Origin of the sequence: Microcoleus sp. D2_18a_B4 (assembly GCF_036702475.1) — a bacterium.
Taxonomy (GTDB): Bacteria; Cyanobacteriota; Cyanobacteriia; order Cyanobacteriales; family Microcoleaceae; genus Microcoleus.
In genome coordinates, this window is sequence record NZ_JAUBTL010000001.1 from 182,364 (window position 1) to 197,667 (window position 15,304).

Consider the following 15,304-nt stretch of genomic DNA (forward strand, 5'->3'; position numbering starts at 1 on the left):
AGTAAGTAGCTCAAACTAATACGCCGCGCCAGAAACCCGGCTTCTTCAAGAAACCGGGTTTCTGGCTGTTGTGTTTTTTTAGGTTTACGGCAAATATCCGCACTTTACAGCTAATAACTGAATTCAACGGCTCTGTTTCCCACAACTTCCGGCGCAGCGACTTTTAAACGCATATCTTCGCAGGCAACTGTTAGCAAGGGCTGACCTAAGTTTAAACTGGCAAAAGGACTTTCTTCTGCCACTTCTAATTCGCCTTTAATCAAACCGATGCGAGACTCTAATCCTCCTTTAAACAACAGCAAATTGCTGCGGTCAGCGCTGAAAACATTTCCGCTAAAAGGCATCGGTAAGGCTAAGCTTTGCTGGCTGTAATTGAGGCTGCACAGTTGACGGTTTCCTTGGCGAACTGTGACGCGGTAGCCTAGCGGTGCTGCTTTTACCGAATCGCTACCTTCCCAACTAAATTGAGCTAATTCTTTAGGAAGTCCCCAAATTTCGCGCCCGCCGGCTACCGAGTTAGGATTGTCTACGTAAATATGGGAAATCCAAGCGCCCCATTTTCCTGCATAATTGGCGATCGCGCTAACTACAATTAACTCATTGTACTCCATCACCGAACCCAACCCATAGGAGGATATATAAATGCCGCCTAGGGTTTTTCCCGGCAATAAAGAGACAATTTCTAACTCAGAGGGAACCAAGGGGCGCACTCGTGCCACATCTACCAATTGTAAAGTCCCAACAGCATAACCTTGCAGATTCCAAGGTGCAGATGGATATACCATTTTAAGTGATTTAATGTCTGATATTTTATACTTATTTTAGCTTGGCGCTTCACAAAGCAACAATTTTTGGTATTTGTTCACAAGTTGTTAGTAACTGAGATGTTGCACTATTCTCAATAAGCTTTTTATGAACAGGCTTTTCGGCCTGTTCCACAAGAAAATTCACTCTTTGTGGAACAGGCCGAAAAGCCTGTTCTGGAGAATGGGGCAAGATGTGAGTAGTAATTTACTTTATTTAAACAAATTAATATGTGACGGTAAATTTGATGAATAGTTGACTTGGCTTATCTGTTGTATGGGGGCGGGTTTAGTAATATTGTTACTCGGAATTAGATATTATTCGTAAAACCCGCCCCTACAGATATTATCAGCGTTAATCCGCTTTAATCTGCGGTTAAAAACCTGCCAATCTACTTACTAGCATAACCCGTACTTACCAAAAACTCCCGCAACTTCCCAAAGAATTGAGTGCGATCGCGTCCTTGATAAACTTTCTCCAACAACTGCCAACCTTCCGCATCCTGGCCCATGACATACTTGTTCGCCATGAAAGCCGCCAACACCCCCTTCACCTCCCCATCTTCACTCAGACGCTTGTTAGATTCCAGCCAAAGCTCTGCAGAATTCGTGTATACTTCCACCGGATACTGTTTGCTAACATCTTGCATTTTACCTTGGCGGTACTCCCAAACTTGCAGCGGGAAGCGAGAATCAGCATAATTTGTAAAAGCCTCCGCAAATCGCCCGTCCTGACTCTTAAACTCTGGGATATCATTTTTGCCAAAATCGACAATTTCGTAACTCACATTGCCCCAGAAATGCTTGATATGAGTGTATTTTTTAGCCGCCGAGTCGTAGCGGTAAATAAACGAATAATTGCAGCAGCGGACGCCGCTTTTGATTGACACTAAATCTGCTAGCACTTCCGGTTCCTTGTCCCCATCCAAATCACGTATTCGCAGCGATAACAAACGTCCTTCCGATACTTCTTCGCTGGCTCTTTTGTCGGGGTTATCTACTAGAGAACGAGTCGGAATCAGCACGGGTTCTTCTAATAAACTTTTACCGTCGCGGATAATTCTGATGCGGAGATTTTTAGCATTTTCTGCTTCTTTTACGAAAGAAACTTCCGCCCTAACTTTCCCCGATTCCGAGGTTTCTGTTGTTCTCGGCGGGCCGATATTGGGCGGAACTTGGGCGATATATTCCGAAGGAATTAAGGCAGTTTGGCCGGGTTTGGCGATCGCCTGACAGAAAAAACTTGCTACTTCGGCGCGAGTAGCATTCCGAGTAGGTTCTAGCTGTTTAACAGCCGGATAATTGACCACAAGTTGTTTTTCTGTGGCGGCGGCGATCGCACTTCTGGCCAGTTCGGGAATGTCCCGCGCATCTTCAAAAGTCGCATCCAAAATCTCAGCCGCTGGCCCCGTAGGGGAATACTTCAAGCCGCTGGTTAAAGCTACCAAAACCTGCCAGCGAGTAACATTCAAAGTCGGGTTAAAAATACTGCCGCTGTAACCGGACATAAAACCCGTCTGATAAGCTTCTCGAATTGCTTTAAAACCCCAGTAATTTGTAGGAATATCTGCAAAGTCGATCGGAGCGCGGACGGTTTTGGCATCGGGAAAAGCCATGCGAACCATCGCTGCAAACTCAGCGCGGCTGACTGGGCGATTCGGCCGAAAAGTGCCGTCTTCGTAGTAGCCGCTGATAATTTTTTTCTCTGCTAACTCCTCAATGCAAGCTTGAGCCCAATGGTCTTTAACATCCTGAAATTTGGCTTCAGCAAATGCCGGCGCTACATTCAGGCCCGGAAACACTAAATTCCCGATGATTATCCCTAAAGCTACGACAAAAGCAATTACAGCTTGACTTTTGTGCGATCGAATCATAGAACAGAGTCCTTTACTTGCAAATTGGCGATCGAAAGTTTCGGAAAATTTACATAATATCCAGTATATTAGCCCGATTTAATACCATTTATTAAAAATTTAGCTGCGACCAGGGACACGGCATTGCCGTGTCCCTACTTTTTCCAGTTGGTATAAGAAAGCTTACTTCGACTCTAAAGTCATCTCCATCACCATTTTTGTTGTGATTGTTAATTCTTGAGAACTGCCCGCATTTTTACCACTCATTTCGCTATTTGAACTAACAGACACAGTAGAGCGAAAAGGAATTAATCTATCCAAGCGCATTGTGGTTGATCCCCCACCCTGAGAACTAAAAGATTTTAGGGTTAAGGTAGTTCCAGCAGGCAATTGGGGAGAGGTAATATTTTGAGGGTTTGCTTGCTGCTCTATACTTACATTCAGAGAGGCAACTCCATCTTGCCAGCTCGCCAATTCATAGGTATAAATGTTATTCAAATTCATGCCACTCAAATCAGAAGAAGAAGAAACGCGCCATTTGGCTCCTTTTCCGACTGCTTCTGCGGGCAGCGGCGAGGCAAGTTGCTCTATAGATTTAGACATTTGTCCAACCATTTGTTTGAGGTTGTTGTCAGCTTTTTCGGGCAAAATAAAGTTACCTCCTTTATGAAAACCGCGATTGTCCATGATGAAAGAGCCTTTCACTCCCACCATGCTTTTGAGTGCGGAACGCATGGCATCTCGGACTGCTGGCGGCATATTTCCAGTATCGCCGACGATATCTGAGTTAGTATAAGCAAACTCGTAGTGAATATCGCCGTTGGGATCAATCTTAGTGACTTTTGTCTCGAAAGTCATCACCGATACTGGAATTTTAGCCCCAGGCGAAGACCGACCGGATGCGGATATTTCCATATCCATTTTTACGGTCATAACAGTTGTTTGTTTGACATCGATAGCTGGTTTTAAACGCAGTTGCTGTCGTGGTTCCACTCCCGGATTTAGCAGTTCCACTTGCGGGGTTTTCGAGTTGGGGGCAGGCGCGGATACGCCACGGTCTGGCTGCTGCACTACAAGTGGAGTTTCCGCACTCAGGGAAGCAGGAGAAAGCTCGATCGCCCATCCGGCACTTACCAAACAAAGAGATGCAATAAACTGTCTTTTTTTCATTAACTTAATTTCCTGGTATTTGAATGTTAGCCTGTTCCCACAGGCGATCGACTGTCACGAATTTGTAACCTTTATACAAAAGCAATGGAATTATTTTATCAGCCGAAGCTGCCACATCTTCGCCACCGCAATAGCCGTCGTGCAGTACAATAATTGAGCCGTTTTCTGTTTGCTGCACGATGCGACTAATAACTTTCCTCACCCCCGGTCGCACCCAATCTTCCGGGACAACACTCCACATTACAGGGCGATATTCCCACTGTTGCAATAACTCTAATGTTCGCGGCGTAAAAATGCCGTTGGGTGGCCGCACGTCCAGGATTAATTTTGGATCTAAATCGCAAGCTTTGGCAATTGCTTTTTGCGTGTCTTCTAAACTTTGTTTGAGTTCGTGGGTTTTGAGTTTGGGAAACGATATATGCTGATAGCCGTGGAGACCGATCCAGTGTCCGCGATCGTACACTTCTTTAGCCGTTTCTGGATGCCTGTCCACGCAAAAGCCTAGCCAGAAAAAACTAGCTTTGATGTCGTATTTATCTAAAATTTTTAACAGTTGAGGTGTGTGCTGACGGTGCGGCCCGTCGTCAAACGTGAGGGCAATCTCTCGGCTGTTGATATCTCCAGTCCACAGACATCTGGGAAAAGCCGATTTGAGGATGGGATGAACTACAGGAAACAGGGGTGCTAATGGCATTGATTAATGTTGTTTAGTGCGATCGGGTAGAAATGAAGCTGCGCCTTTCTTCTGGCGCAGTTCAAGTTTAACAAAAGTCAAATTTACTTTTTCTCAAGCTTGCCGTTTAGATATTGTTGTATTGATATGGAACCAGTCATGTTAGTAATTAGGATTTTTTCCCGATAAATATCGTGATGGGAGTTAGCTATTTGGTTGACTTACCAGGCTTTAAAATCCGAGGTTGTTCGATTTGGCGATCGAGCTGTACATTCCGGGATTGGAACAAAAATAGCAATCCTCCCAAAAATAAAACTAATATGCTTCCTATTGCCGCCATTATATATACTAATCGGCGAGTTTTTCTTGTATGCAGCTCTAAATTAGAAAGCGACTGCTCTGTTTGGCTCAGACGTTCTTCTAGACCTTTACATTGCTCCCCCGTACTTGCTTGAATTTGATTGATTGAGTTCATTTCAGACTCGACGTGGCCTAATCTAGCGTTAATTGCTGAATCGTTAGCTCCTAAAGTTTTCAGACTTTGTGCAAATTCTTTTTTAAGCTCTTGAATTTGTTGCTCCAGCTCGTTTAAACGGACAGAAAACCTATCGCAAAATTCCTCCCATCGGTCATCAGCAGCGCTCTCGAAGTTAGCAAAATGTTGAGCCAAGCTTTCCCGTGCTTGAGTTGTGCTTGTCTTTGTTGCATTTTCTAGTTCTAAAAAGCGCTGTTCAAAGCTTCTCTGTGCTTGCAATACTCGCTCTATGGAACTCTTTGACTCAGCTTGTAACAAAGATGAGACTGTTTGGGATTCATCTATATGTTCTGTGAGTTGATGATATCCTTCTTGTAACTCCTGATACTTTTGTGCAAGATTATTAAAATTAATCTGAACTTTAGCCAAATCATTCAAGACCTCAGAAGACTCTTGAAATTTACTGCGATATTTGGCAATTTCTTTCTCCATTAGCTCTAAATTATCCAAAAATTCTGCCATGATTTTACCTCAGATAATAATTTAAATCAGTCGCTCAAAGCCATTTTTTATAACCTCAATCCTTGGCTTGAAAGCAGCACAATCATCACTGACTTCATTGAACCTTCCAAGAAGCCACCTCACAATTAGTACGCGGTAATGCGTGGAATCAGTACCGAACCTTTGAGCTGCTTCCTGAATCAAGAATTTTAATCCCTCCTCACTATCCCAATATCCACCAACCTGAGTTAGCCATTCAAAAGCTTCTTTAGGCTGTAAAAGCACACCTTCTTCATAGAAAAGTAGAATATTTTCGGGAGATAACCCCTGTTTAATTCCTTCATTAAACCCACGCTTTAGATAATCAAATGCTAGGGTTTCCCGTCCTGGGCGCTGTCGTGCTAACGCACCCGCCAAGAAGAATGCAGCCAAGCTAGTAGAGTCTCGCTCAAGGCGGTTAGCAACACGAGCAAACAGCCCTGCTACTGCCCCACGCTCTATAGTAAGCCGCAACACTTCCAGCAGAGCTTTTGTATCAAACCCTTCTAATAAAACGGGAAGTTTTTCGGCAATCTCATCAACTTGAGCATCCTGTAGAGGAACAGCAGCTTTGTCTCCCTGAAAGTTTAGATCTGGAGTACAGACATCACAGAAACCACATCGGTAGTTTTCAGTGGTTAGATGTTCAATAGAATCAAAAAGACCTCTGATGACAACCCGGCGACAAGTTCCTTCTTCATCGCTTGTAGCATAATCTAGTTCATTGAGAAGCATTTGGTAGCGCATCCGAGGCACAGTTTCGTAAATACGCTCTAAAAGGATATGCAAAGCCTCGGTTAATCTCCTCTGTGGTAAATTTTCATGGTATGGGCTAAAGACTGTGTTATCAATCCGACTAAGCTGTCCTTCAGCATAGTTTTCGCTGGTACCTGTCTGAACTAAAAATTTCTTTAGGTTACTAGCTATTTGGTCTAAAGACCAGTTACGGTCAAACTCTATTTTGTACCCGCCACTAAAACCTTTAGAATAATGCTTGGAATATTCCTTGACAACTCCTAACTGCTGTAGTCGGTAAAGTGGAATTTGCAAATTTTTATCCTCTTTATCATTTTTGAATCCAATAGGTTCTCCCGATATAATTTTCTGATAGACTGAGATAACGCGCTCACTGTCTTTTTTTATGCCACGGTAGTCATCCTTTATGAAATGGGCTTGCAGTCCGTAGTCACACAAATGATCTTCGTAATAAGGACACTCGTGGCGTATGTAGTTTCGACCGTTAGAAACGCAGGGAGGCTCAATTTCACCAGCGTAAATATGCTTGTCTTTGCATTCCTGATGTGGCGGTAAGTACATCAAAGCTACGTGAGAGTGTCGTCCATCGCGTCCTGCACGTCCTGCTTCCTGGTAATATGCCTCAAGACTGCTGGCAAAGGCATGGTGAATGATAAAGCGGATATTGCGTTTATCAATTCCCATACCGTATCCCTTGGTGGCTACTAACAAAGGAAATTGATTGTTTTGAAAAGCGTCTTGGCGCTTTTGCAGTTGGCTATTCCAGTCTTGAGGTTTCTTACTTTTGCTGGCTGTGAAGGAAGCTTGACAGGAGCGACACCGAGCCATTTGATCGGATCTAATGAAAAAAGGAGATTCACATTCTGGGCAGTATTCTGGCTGAGTGCTGGCGTGTACTTGGACTAAATTGGTGTTAGGAATGATTCGTTTTGTAAGTTCGTCTTTGATGTAATGTACTCCCTCATGGATAGTGGATTTACCATGAGGATTCGCATAAATGCCGAACATGATTCCAGCATGGCGAGTTTTGTCATCTTCTGGAATCAATTCTGCAAAAGGAATTCCGAGTATCTGGGGAACAATTGTTTGCAGTAGATAAGCTAGTTTTTCTGGCTTATTTTCGGGTTTGCTGACAGAGTGTACTGAAAGGCTGAGATTAGGTCGATCGCTACTTGCTAGTTGTACTACACTATTTGAAGTTAGCCCCAAGACACGCAAGATATCTTTACGCACTGGTTCCGAGGCTGTTGCAGTCAGAGCAATAATCGGTACTGGTCGTCTGGAGGCTTCTTCTAAAGCTTGCTGCAAACGCCCAATTTGCAGATATGCAGGTCTAAAATCGTGTCCCCACTCAGACACACAGTGAGCTTCATCAATAACCAAAGCACCAACTGGGGTTTGCTGCATCGTAGCCTTTATCTCATCGTAAAATTCGCCTATCTGCAAGCGTTCAGGTGAAATGTATAGCAGCCGATAGCGACCAGATTTAAAATTTCTAAGTTTAGTTTTCCTAGCTGTATTTGAATCTGTATAAATAATGGAATCTACACAGGTAAGACCAGGGCGATTTAAGTTATGTACTTGGTCGCGGATGAGTGCCTGGAGAGGGCTGATTACTAAGGTAGTGCGAGGAATCAACAAAGCGTATAGTTGAAATATTAAAGACTTACCAAAGCCTGTTGGTAAAATCCCCACTGTTGACTCGTTGCGTAAAGCCTTTTGTATAAGTTCTACTTGCGCTGGTTTTAATTCCCGAATCAGAAAATAACGACGCGCAAAATAGTCGAGAGTAGGTCGCTCAAATAACACTGGATGTGCGTGCAGAGGTAGCACGTTTTCAACATAAGCTCGAAAAGGAGAAGTAAAGTTTTCTAGTTCATTAAATGTGTAAGCATTTTCTGGGATGTAATTATTTAAAGACCTAGCACATGACACAAAATCCACGTCGATTGGCAAATGTGTTGCTAGCATTAATCGCACAGATGTGTGACAACAATCTACACGATTCGCTGATTCACCAAGTTCAGCCCCTCGGTAATGGTGCAGTAATTGCGTCACGCCCAATTCATCAACCGCACCTACCAAGTAAAGCTCTACTTCTGGTAGCTCTACGGGTAATCCGTACAGTTCTGCTACCCGTTCTATTAAGGCTAATGAATCCAGTACAGCTAAAGCCAAAGCTGCTACATTCGTCTGGTATTCAGCTATTTTGAGAAGAGATTTTCCACTTTGTACTGCTTTCCAGAGTAAGGTGAAAGCCACTTTCTGATATGTTGGGTATCGATCGGGAAGCTGGTGCAACAGACTCGAAGGGAAAACAGAACTATCTTGCGATTCTTCTATTGCGTCAACTAGGTAACTATTTTGATCGTGCCAACTATTTACCCATTCATATTCTCCTTCGGCGAACTCAAGAGGAGATTTTTTGAATAATGTGAGTTCAATGGTTCCTGGATTGTGCAGACCAATAGTTTTAAGAACAGCCGTCCGTATTGGAATTGGTAATGATCCCAATGGTTCTTGCTCTGTTCTGCCTAAAAGTGTAAGTCCTGACAAGTGGTAGACAAGTTGCCATAACAACTGATTACTCATAGTTAGCACCAATCTTATGTAGTTAAGTGGGTGAGATACGCTCGCTATTAAAACAACCTCATCTGTCCATTGGGTACACCATTACCTAGATAAATTTGCTTAGACCCCTTGGGAATGCAAATCCACCCAACATCTTTGAGACGATGTTTTAGATTAGCTTTTGTGACGCCAATATCTTGGGCCATTGCGTCGAGGTGGGACTCTCTTGTTAGATCGCGCCCTATTCGTTTTTCTTCCAAGATATGGGTCGGCATCAGCAGACAACTAGCAAAATATTGCGCTTGCCATTCAATTGAATCAAGCTGCTTGTTAGCGCTATTTGGAGAAATCTGTTGTGCGGTAACTTTCCGGCACAAGAATGGCTGTTCTGCTGTTTCATCAGAGAGAGATAACTCTAGCTGTTGTACAAAACCATCAGCCTCATCTTGATTAACATGAAGCATCCAGTGTCCAATTTCATGTGCCAGTGTCGATTGTTCCAGTCCTCGGTTTTGCTGGAGTTCCGGGATATCTTCATTAAATTCTATTATACGGGTTTGGGGATAAATTCTCGCGAATACGGGTCTGTTGTTGTGAGAAGGTAAGCTATCCCAGACCACACTCAATTTTAAATAATTAGCTGCCTGGTCAGCCACAAAGGGCCATTTAGGAGAATTAGGCGTTCCCTGCATCTGCAAAAGAAGCTCATTAGCCTCACTCTCAATTGCATTTTTGGTCAAGTACCGATAGGGCTTAATTACACTCAAGTTGGCTTCTCCTGGCTTTCTGCTTGTGTGGCTTCCCGAATAAACTTTTGAGTCAGTTCAGGATTATCTCGCATTTGACGGAGCAAAACTGGCATCTGTTTTTGGTAGGTTTTGGCCAGTTCTTGAACAACTTTGGCATCTTCGGAGGTGATCCGACCAGCGAAGTAGATTAGTTCCTCCGCATCCAACTCTAGGTGATGCGCTAACAACTTAATCACCTCCTCCTTTGGGGCATATTCAGCGCGATCGTTCTCTAGTTTGGAAAGGTAGGTGTAATCTACCTTTACCAATGCAGCCAAATCGCGCTGACTGTATCCCTTATTCTGACGAGCTTCACGAATACGCTTACCAAAAGTCTGAGTCACGGTTTTTTCCTACTTACCTATCAATCATAGTAGGGGTTGACGCTCAACGTCAACCTGCGCTAGGATCTAAATAAGGTTGACGCTGTACATCAACCCAAACAAGGCACTACATATGGTGTATATAAGAAAGATTGCGGAGAACGAGGTACATCAAGTAGAGCTGTCAAGGCTAGGTACATCCCAGTGCGGCTCTCGAATCAACAGGGTTGCGGAAACGGGACAAGCTGTTCAGATGTCAGTTCATCGGTGCAGTCAGTTCATCGCCCAAAACCTAGAGCGAGTCTTTCCCGATTGGGTTTTGCCCGTGACGACTTGCCGAGTGGTTGTGGTACTACAGCAATCCCGCTACCCTCTAACGGACACTGCACTCCACATTGAGAGGGAGAAAGATAGGTTGCGGGAAAGGTTTATCAACTTCGGCTCAGACGTAGTACGCAATCTGCGCGATCGCGGTTTCCTAACAGATCTGATTGACCCCCGTACTGGTTATCCCCAACTCTCGCGTCCCGGAGAAATCGCCCACGACGATACCGCAGTTGTCAAAGCTTTGTTAGGCTTCCCTATCGTTCACAATAGTTGTTCTATTTTGGAGCATCCCAGTTGGGGCAGTGCCGTTTACCCCGGTATTTTGATGTCTTCGGCTTCTGAACAAGTTATCAAAAACGTGCTGAAAAAAGTAGCTGTCCAACACAGTTGGAAATAACCCAAAAAATTACAAGTATCAGTTGGAGTTTAACAATGGCAAAAAATTGGCTACCGTTTGCTAGTTATAACTTGTGGTTGCAATTTGCTCCAGCAATAGGTCAAGAACACTTGCATTGCGATATGAAGCGGGGTTTTGCCAAGGCGCGAAACAAAGAACCGCAAGTTAAAGCACTCTTGGAGCAAGACACCATTCCTCAACAGATTGGGATGCTAGCACAAAGAGGAGTTTATGAATTTCATCAAAATACCGATCTGTTGCACCAGTTAGACGGTGTGCAGCAAACAGCAGAGATTCTGCAATTAAGCCAAAAATCATTGGAAATTCAGGAACGAGTCATTTCCATCCTGAAAAATTACCGCGACAATCCCATTCTTGTCGGAAAAAATATCGTCCAGTTAAGCCGAGGTGATGAGGGATATCCCGAACCAATTTTGATTCGAGAGGGTAATTATTTATTTAAATTTTATGCAGCAATTGACTGCATTTTTAGTCTCACAGATGACACACTGCACATCTTGGACTTCAAGACGGGTAAATCAGACTTCGATCTGCGACAGGGTTATATTTATCTGCTAGCAGCTAGCTATCTCTACCCGCAACGGCAAACTATTGCCATTTTCTATAACTTAGAAAATGGAAAATGGTCGCCGCAAATCTCTGCAACATCCGAGACACTAAAATGCTTCCAGATAGAACTAACGCTGATAGCTAAAAGGCATCAGAAAGATTTGAGCAGTTACCGCAATAAAACTGCTGAGTTCAGCCAAATTTTCCCGCCCAATCCTGGTGTAATGTGTTCGTTCTGTTCGTTCAATTCAATTTGTCAATTTTCCATTTGCGAGGTAGCTGCATGACTGTTGCTGTTCAATTTCCCACTCAAGCTGCGCCATTACCAACATTTTTGAGCGAGATTTTCCCTCTGAGGATTTCTCAACTCAATTTAATCGGCTTTCGAGTAACTCCTGAAGTCGGTCAGGAAATAGGCAACCGATTGAGTTGGCGTTTTAGTCAGAAGTTTCCTGATGTTGTTGTTATCTGGCAACATAAATATTTCTGGGTCTTGGCTAAACCTAATCAACCAATGCCAAGCCAAGATGAATGGCGAAAGAAACTGGCAGAAATCCTGGAGGAGTTGAAAAAAGATATTGGCGATGGCTACTACTCAATTCAATGGGTACGGGAACCGGAGGTAACAGCTTCCATCGTTGCTCAGTTAGCTGTTCGAGTCTTAAAAATCACTCGTCCCTTCTCATCTAATAGCGTTCTATCTGAAAATCAGGTTCAGGTTAGGCGTGAGGTTGACTTTTGGGAAGAAACTATTGACTTGCAAGGAGTTCCACAGCCTGCTTTAACTTTAACAATTCACAGCCGTATCCTATTCAATGGCGATTTAGCTCAGTTCTACGAGAATCATCCCTATCGGCAAGATCCAAAAAATCTTTTGATTGGGTTAAAAGTTCGAGACATTGAAAAAAATAGTTTTGCTAGAATAACTGGCATTGTGGGAACGATTGAAGAACACCGAGATCAACTCCTCAAGGAAGCAACTGGCGCAATCAGCAAACAAGCACTTAAAGATGCACCACATGAGCAACCAGTTGTTGCTGTTCAATTTGGCAAAGATGCAAGGCCTTTTCACTATGCTATGGCCGCTCTGCGTCCTTGCATCACGCCAGAAACTGCTAAGCGATTCGAGGTAGACTACGGAGAATTACTCAAAGCAACTAAAGTTTCCTACAAAGACCGAAAAGACCTCTTAGTTTTGTACAAAAAAGAAGCAGGACAGGCTCTATCTAATTATGGCTTTCAGCTAGAGCGCAGTATTAACAGCCGCGATTATCCTAACTTATTCTGGGAACCCAAAGTCAAGGTCGAACACACCAAACTACTGTTTAGGAAAAATTATACTGGCATCCAAAGTCAAATTCTCACGGGTTTATCTAAAGGCGGTGTCTATCGCCGTCATGAAGATTACCTCGATCCATCAAGACCTATTCGTGTTGCCGCTCTAAAACTTTGCAATTTTAAGGTGGGTTTCTTTCTAAGTGAAGTTCAGAAACGGCTAAAACGCTATGGGTTTGAAAGTATTCTTCCTGAAGAGAACAAAAAGGAATTATCTGTAGAGAGTTTAAGAGGTGCTGAAGCTAGAGCTAAAGTTGAAGAAGCCGTTGACGATTTAATGGTGAGGCAACCTGATATTGTCTTGACGTTTTTACCGAGTAGTGATCGCCACGCTGACGACAAAGAAGGGGGCAGTCTCTATTCTTGGGTTTACTCGCGGTTGCTCCGACGCGGAATTGCTAGCCAAATGATTTATGAAGATACCTTGAGAAATGTCCAAGCTAACTATCTTCTCAATCAGGTGATTCCAGGAGCCTTAGCTAAATTGGGAAATTTACCTTTTATTCTGGCTGAACCCTTAGAGATTGCGGATTATTTTATCGGTTTAGATATCTCCAGAGGTTCCAAAAAAAAGGGAGCGGGGACCATGAATGCTTGTGCGAGCGTGCGTCTATATGGCAAGCAAGGGGAGTTTATTCGCTATCGGCTAGAAGATGCTCTGATTGAAGGAGAAGAAATACCACAACGCATTCTAGAGAGCTTTTTGCCAGCGGCTGACCTGAGAAATAAAACTGTTTTAATTTACCGAGATGGGCGTTTTTGTGGAGAAGAAGTCAAACATTTACGGGAACGAGCTAATGCAATTAGTTCTAAGTTTATTCTGGTGGAGTGTTACAAGTCTGGTATTCCCCGAATGTACAACTTAAATCAACAATTTGTAGGAGCGCCGACACAAGGTTTAGCGTTGCGCATATCTGATTGGGAGGGGATTTTAGTGACTACTGAAGTCAAGTCGGAAAGTATGGGTTTACCTCTGCCACTTCGTTTGAATGTTATTCCATATCCAGGACAGCAAGTGTCAATTGAAAGTGTGGTAGAAACAACCCTAAAACTTACTTTGCTGCATCATGGCTCGCTGAATGAGCCACGTTTGCCCATACCACTTTTTGGCTCTGACCGCATTGCTTATCGCCGATTACAGGGCATTTATCCTGGGGTGCTTGAGGGCGATCGCCAATTTTGGCTCTAGGAAGGCTAGAGAAATCATGCCGGAATCATTCTTGCGCAAAGATATTGTTACTCAGTGGGGGAGCAAATGCAAGTAATTGTGAGATTGATTGCTGCGAACTCAGCGGAAGAAATGATAAATCAATTGGAGTTTATGGGTGCTTATATTCGAGCTAAATAAAAGCAAAATGCGAGGCAAATATAGCAGCTTGCACAACTATTTAACTCTTTTGATAGAGCCTCAAACTATATCCGATCGCATCGACCTCTATCTCGCGGTCGATGCGATCGCCCTACAGTGTCTTCCTATACTGAAAACCAGCACAAGTAATCTACCAACCATCAAGGAGGAACAATGACCGAGGAATATTTAGCCGAACGCACAGTTTCAGCCGTATTTAAGGAAGAAGAACAATTAGACGGCGTAATTCGGCGCTTGCTCGATCGCGGAGTTTCCCGCGACCACATCTCAGTAATGGGAAAAAACTTTCAATCTAAAACTAAAATTGCCGGCTTTATTACTAAAAAAGATGTGATATTAGGCGGTCTGCGAAGCGGGGCAATTTTTGGTTCCTTATTCGGTTCTTTTTTGGGTTTGCTAACAGGCGTCGGCGTGCTGTTTATTCCCTTTGTCGGTGCAGTAGTCTCGGCGGGCCCGCTGGGTGCGGTACTGTTGGGTGCAGCTAGCGGCGCGATCGCAGGTTCGGCCGGTGCGGGTCTAGTTTCCGCTTTAGTCGCTGTGGGAATGCCGGAAGAGAAAGCAACTATCTATCAAACTCGCGTTGAAGCAGGCGAATTTCTAGTGATGGCAGAAGTTCCGGCCGACCGATCGGGCGAATTTCAACTCTTGCTAGAAAGTGCCGGCGGCGAAGAAGTTTCAGTTAGCGAAATGACGCTGCCGCGCGCCGTCAAAGGTCGCTGCAATAGTCCGGCAGACTTATCTCCAGAAGTGCGATCGCACCTGTCGGAAGCAGCTCAAAAAACCTTTATGGAATCCTACAACGCCGCATTTGACGAAAGCAACGACTCGATACAAGCGGAACACACTGCTTGGGACGCGATTCACCAGCAATACGAAGAAGATGAAAGCGGCGTTTGGACTAAGCCTTTAGCGAAAGTCTAGTCTTCCCCTCGCAGTAAACTAATAAAAAATACAATCAAGCCTCTAGAACTGCGGTTCTGGAGGCTTTGACGATTTTAGATTTTAGATTTTAGATTTTATAATTGTGCAAGACTTAATTAGATTTTAGATTTTATAATTGTGCAAAATTTAATTTTTAATAATTTGGGAATGGCCGAAAGTCGCATTACGTTGGGAAATTGGTATTGCACTAGGTTGCGTTGTCAAGTACAATCTATAAGCTTACAATATAAAATTGAGTTAAGCAAATGCAAAAATACGTTTGTACAGTTTGCAATTACGTCTACGATCCAGAAGTAGGCGACCCCGACGGAGGCATAGATCCCGGTACTGCCTTTGAAGATATCCCCGACGATTGGGTTTGTCCCACTTGCGGGGCGGCAAAATCCGATTTTGAACCAGAATAAGCGAGAAA

Annotated in this window: 14 protein-coding genes; 6 read left to right on the forward strand and 8 right to left on the reverse strand. The window is 43.8% G+C overall.

What is annotated here, in order from left to right:
- Positions 1-110: 110 nt before the first annotated feature.
- The 8 genes from QUB04_RS00815 to QUB04_RS00850 all read right to left on the reverse strand — a co-directional run bounded on the left by QUB04_RS00815 (position 111) and on the right by QUB04_RS00850 (position 9,973).
- Complete coding sequence (locus QUB04_RS00815) at positions 111-785, reverse strand: acetoacetate decarboxylase family protein (RefSeq protein WP_333280000.1); 675 nt, start codon at positions 783-785, stop codon at positions 111-113.
- 410 nt (positions 786-1,195) lie between these two features.
- Positions 1,196-2,677, reverse strand: coding sequence for an S-layer homology domain-containing protein (locus QUB04_RS00820; protein ID WP_333280002.1), 1,482 nt, complete (start codon positions 2,675-2,677; stop codon positions 1,196-1,198).
- Positions 2,678-2,839: 162 nt separating this feature from the next.
- Positions 2,840-3,826 carry a DUF6263 family protein gene (locus QUB04_RS00825; protein WP_333280003.1) on the reverse strand — a complete coding sequence of 329 codons (987 nt, stop codon included), beginning with the start codon at positions 3,824-3,826 and terminating at the stop codon, positions 2,840-2,842.
- Positions 3,827-3,830: 4 nt separating this feature from the next.
- Complete coding sequence (locus tag QUB04_RS00830) at positions 3,831-4,520, reverse strand: polysaccharide deacetylase family protein (protein WP_333280004.1); 690 nt, start codon at positions 4,518-4,520, stop codon at positions 3,831-3,833.
- 187 nt (positions 4,521-4,707) lie between these two features.
- Positions 4,708-5,496: a hypothetical protein gene (locus QUB04_RS00835; RefSeq protein WP_333280006.1), complete on the reverse strand. Its 789-nt coding sequence runs from the start codon at positions 5,494-5,496 to the stop codon at positions 4,708-4,710.
- Positions 5,497-5,517: 21 nt separating this feature from the next.
- Positions 5,518-8,862, reverse strand: a complete 3,345-nt coding sequence (locus QUB04_RS00840; protein WP_333280008.1) for a DEAD/DEAH box helicase — start codon at positions 8,860-8,862, stop codon at positions 5,518-5,520.
- Between the two features lie 47 nt (positions 8,863-8,909).
- Positions 8,910-9,608, reverse strand: a complete 699-nt coding sequence (locus tag QUB04_RS00845; protein WP_333280010.1) for an ImmA/IrrE family metallo-endopeptidase — start codon at positions 9,606-9,608, stop codon at positions 8,910-8,912.
- Complete coding sequence (locus QUB04_RS00850; RefSeq protein WP_106149692.1) at positions 9,605-9,973, reverse strand: helix-turn-helix domain-containing protein; 369 nt, start codon at positions 9,971-9,973, stop codon at positions 9,605-9,607. Before QUB04_RS00850 ends, QUB04_RS00845 begins: the two co-directional genes overlap by 4 nt.
- A 112-nt stretch (positions 9,974-10,085) precedes the next feature.
- Here QUB04_RS00850 and QUB04_RS00855 point away from each other — a divergent pair, with 112 nt between their 5' ends.
- From QUB04_RS00855 to rd, 6 genes are all read left to right on the forward strand, one after another.
- The gene (locus QUB04_RS00855; RefSeq protein WP_333280014.1) at positions 10,086-10,676 is read left to right on the forward strand and encodes a methylmalonic aciduria and homocystinuria type D protein; all 591 of its coding nucleotides are present in this window, start codon (positions 10,086-10,088) and stop codon (positions 10,674-10,676) included.
- A gap of 35 nt (positions 10,677-10,711) precedes the next feature.
- The gene (locus QUB04_RS00860; RefSeq protein WP_333280016.1) at positions 10,712-11,533 is read left to right on the forward strand and encodes a PD-(D/E)XK nuclease family protein; all 822 of its coding nucleotides are present in this window, start codon (positions 10,712-10,714) and stop codon (positions 11,531-11,533) included.
- Positions 11,530-13,770, forward strand: a complete 2,241-nt coding sequence (locus QUB04_RS00865) for a Piwi domain-containing protein (RefSeq protein WP_333280018.1) — start codon at positions 11,530-11,532, stop codon at positions 13,768-13,770. Before QUB04_RS00860 ends, QUB04_RS00865 begins: the two co-directional genes overlap by 4 nt.
- Before the next feature lie 166 nt (positions 13,771-13,936).
- A complete protein-coding gene (locus QUB04_RS00870; protein WP_333280020.1) occupies positions 13,937-14,107 on the forward strand; it encodes a hypothetical protein in 171 nt (56 codons plus the stop codon).
- Positions 14,104-14,871, forward strand: coding sequence for a ChaB family protein (locus QUB04_RS00875; RefSeq protein ID WP_333280022.1), 768 nt, complete (start codon positions 14,104-14,106; stop codon positions 14,869-14,871). The genes QUB04_RS00870 and QUB04_RS00875 overlap by 4 nt, the downstream gene beginning before the upstream one ends.
- A gap of 266 nt (positions 14,872-15,137) precedes the next feature.
- On the forward strand, positions 15,138-15,296 hold the full coding sequence (rd, locus tag QUB04_RS00880; RefSeq protein WP_333106888.1) for a rubredoxin: 159 nt from the start codon (positions 15,138-15,140) through the stop codon (positions 15,294-15,296).
- Positions 15,297-15,304 lie beyond the last annotated feature (8 nt).

Coding starts and splice junctions, on each gene's coding strand:
- QUB04_RS00815 (WP_333280000.1), bottom strand. CDS start 785: ATGGTATATCCATCTGCACCTTGGAATCTGCAAGGTTATGCTGTTGGG.
- QUB04_RS00820 (WP_333280002.1), bottom strand. CDS start 2,677: ATGATTCGATCGCACAAAAGTCAAGCTGTAATTGCTTTTGTCGTAGCT.
- QUB04_RS00825 (WP_333280003.1), bottom strand. CDS start 3,826: ATGAAAAAAAGACAGTTTATTGCATCTCTTTGTTTGGTAAGTGCCGGA.
- QUB04_RS00830 (WP_333280004.1), bottom strand. CDS start 4,520: ATGCCATTAGCACCCCTGTTTCCTGTAGTTCATCCCATCCTCAAATCG.
- QUB04_RS00835 (WP_333280006.1), bottom strand. CDS start 5,496: ATGGCAGAATTTTTGGATAATTTAGAGCTAATGGAGAAAGAAATTGCC.
- QUB04_RS00840 (WP_333280008.1), bottom strand. CDS start 8,862: ATGAGTAATCAGTTGTTATGGCAACTTGTCTACCACTTGTCAGGACTT.
- QUB04_RS00855 (WP_333280014.1), top strand. CDS start 10,086: ATGGTGTATATAAGAAAGATTGCGGAGAACGAGGTACATCAAGTAGAG.
- QUB04_RS00860 (WP_333280016.1), top strand. CDS start 10,712: ATGGCAAAAAATTGGCTACCGTTTGCTAGTTATAACTTGTGGTTGCAA.
- QUB04_RS00865 (WP_333280018.1), top strand. CDS start 11,530: ATGACTGTTGCTGTTCAATTTCCCACTCAAGCTGCGCCATTACCAACA.
- QUB04_RS00870 (WP_333280020.1), top strand. CDS start 13,937: ATGCGAGGCAAATATAGCAGCTTGCACAACTATTTAACTCTTTTGATA.
- QUB04_RS00875 (WP_333280022.1), top strand. CDS start 14,104: ATGACCGAGGAATATTTAGCCGAACGCACAGTTTCAGCCGTATTTAAG.
- rd (WP_333106888.1), top strand. CDS start 15,138: ATGCAAAAATACGTTTGTACAGTTTGCAATTACGTCTACGATCCAGAA.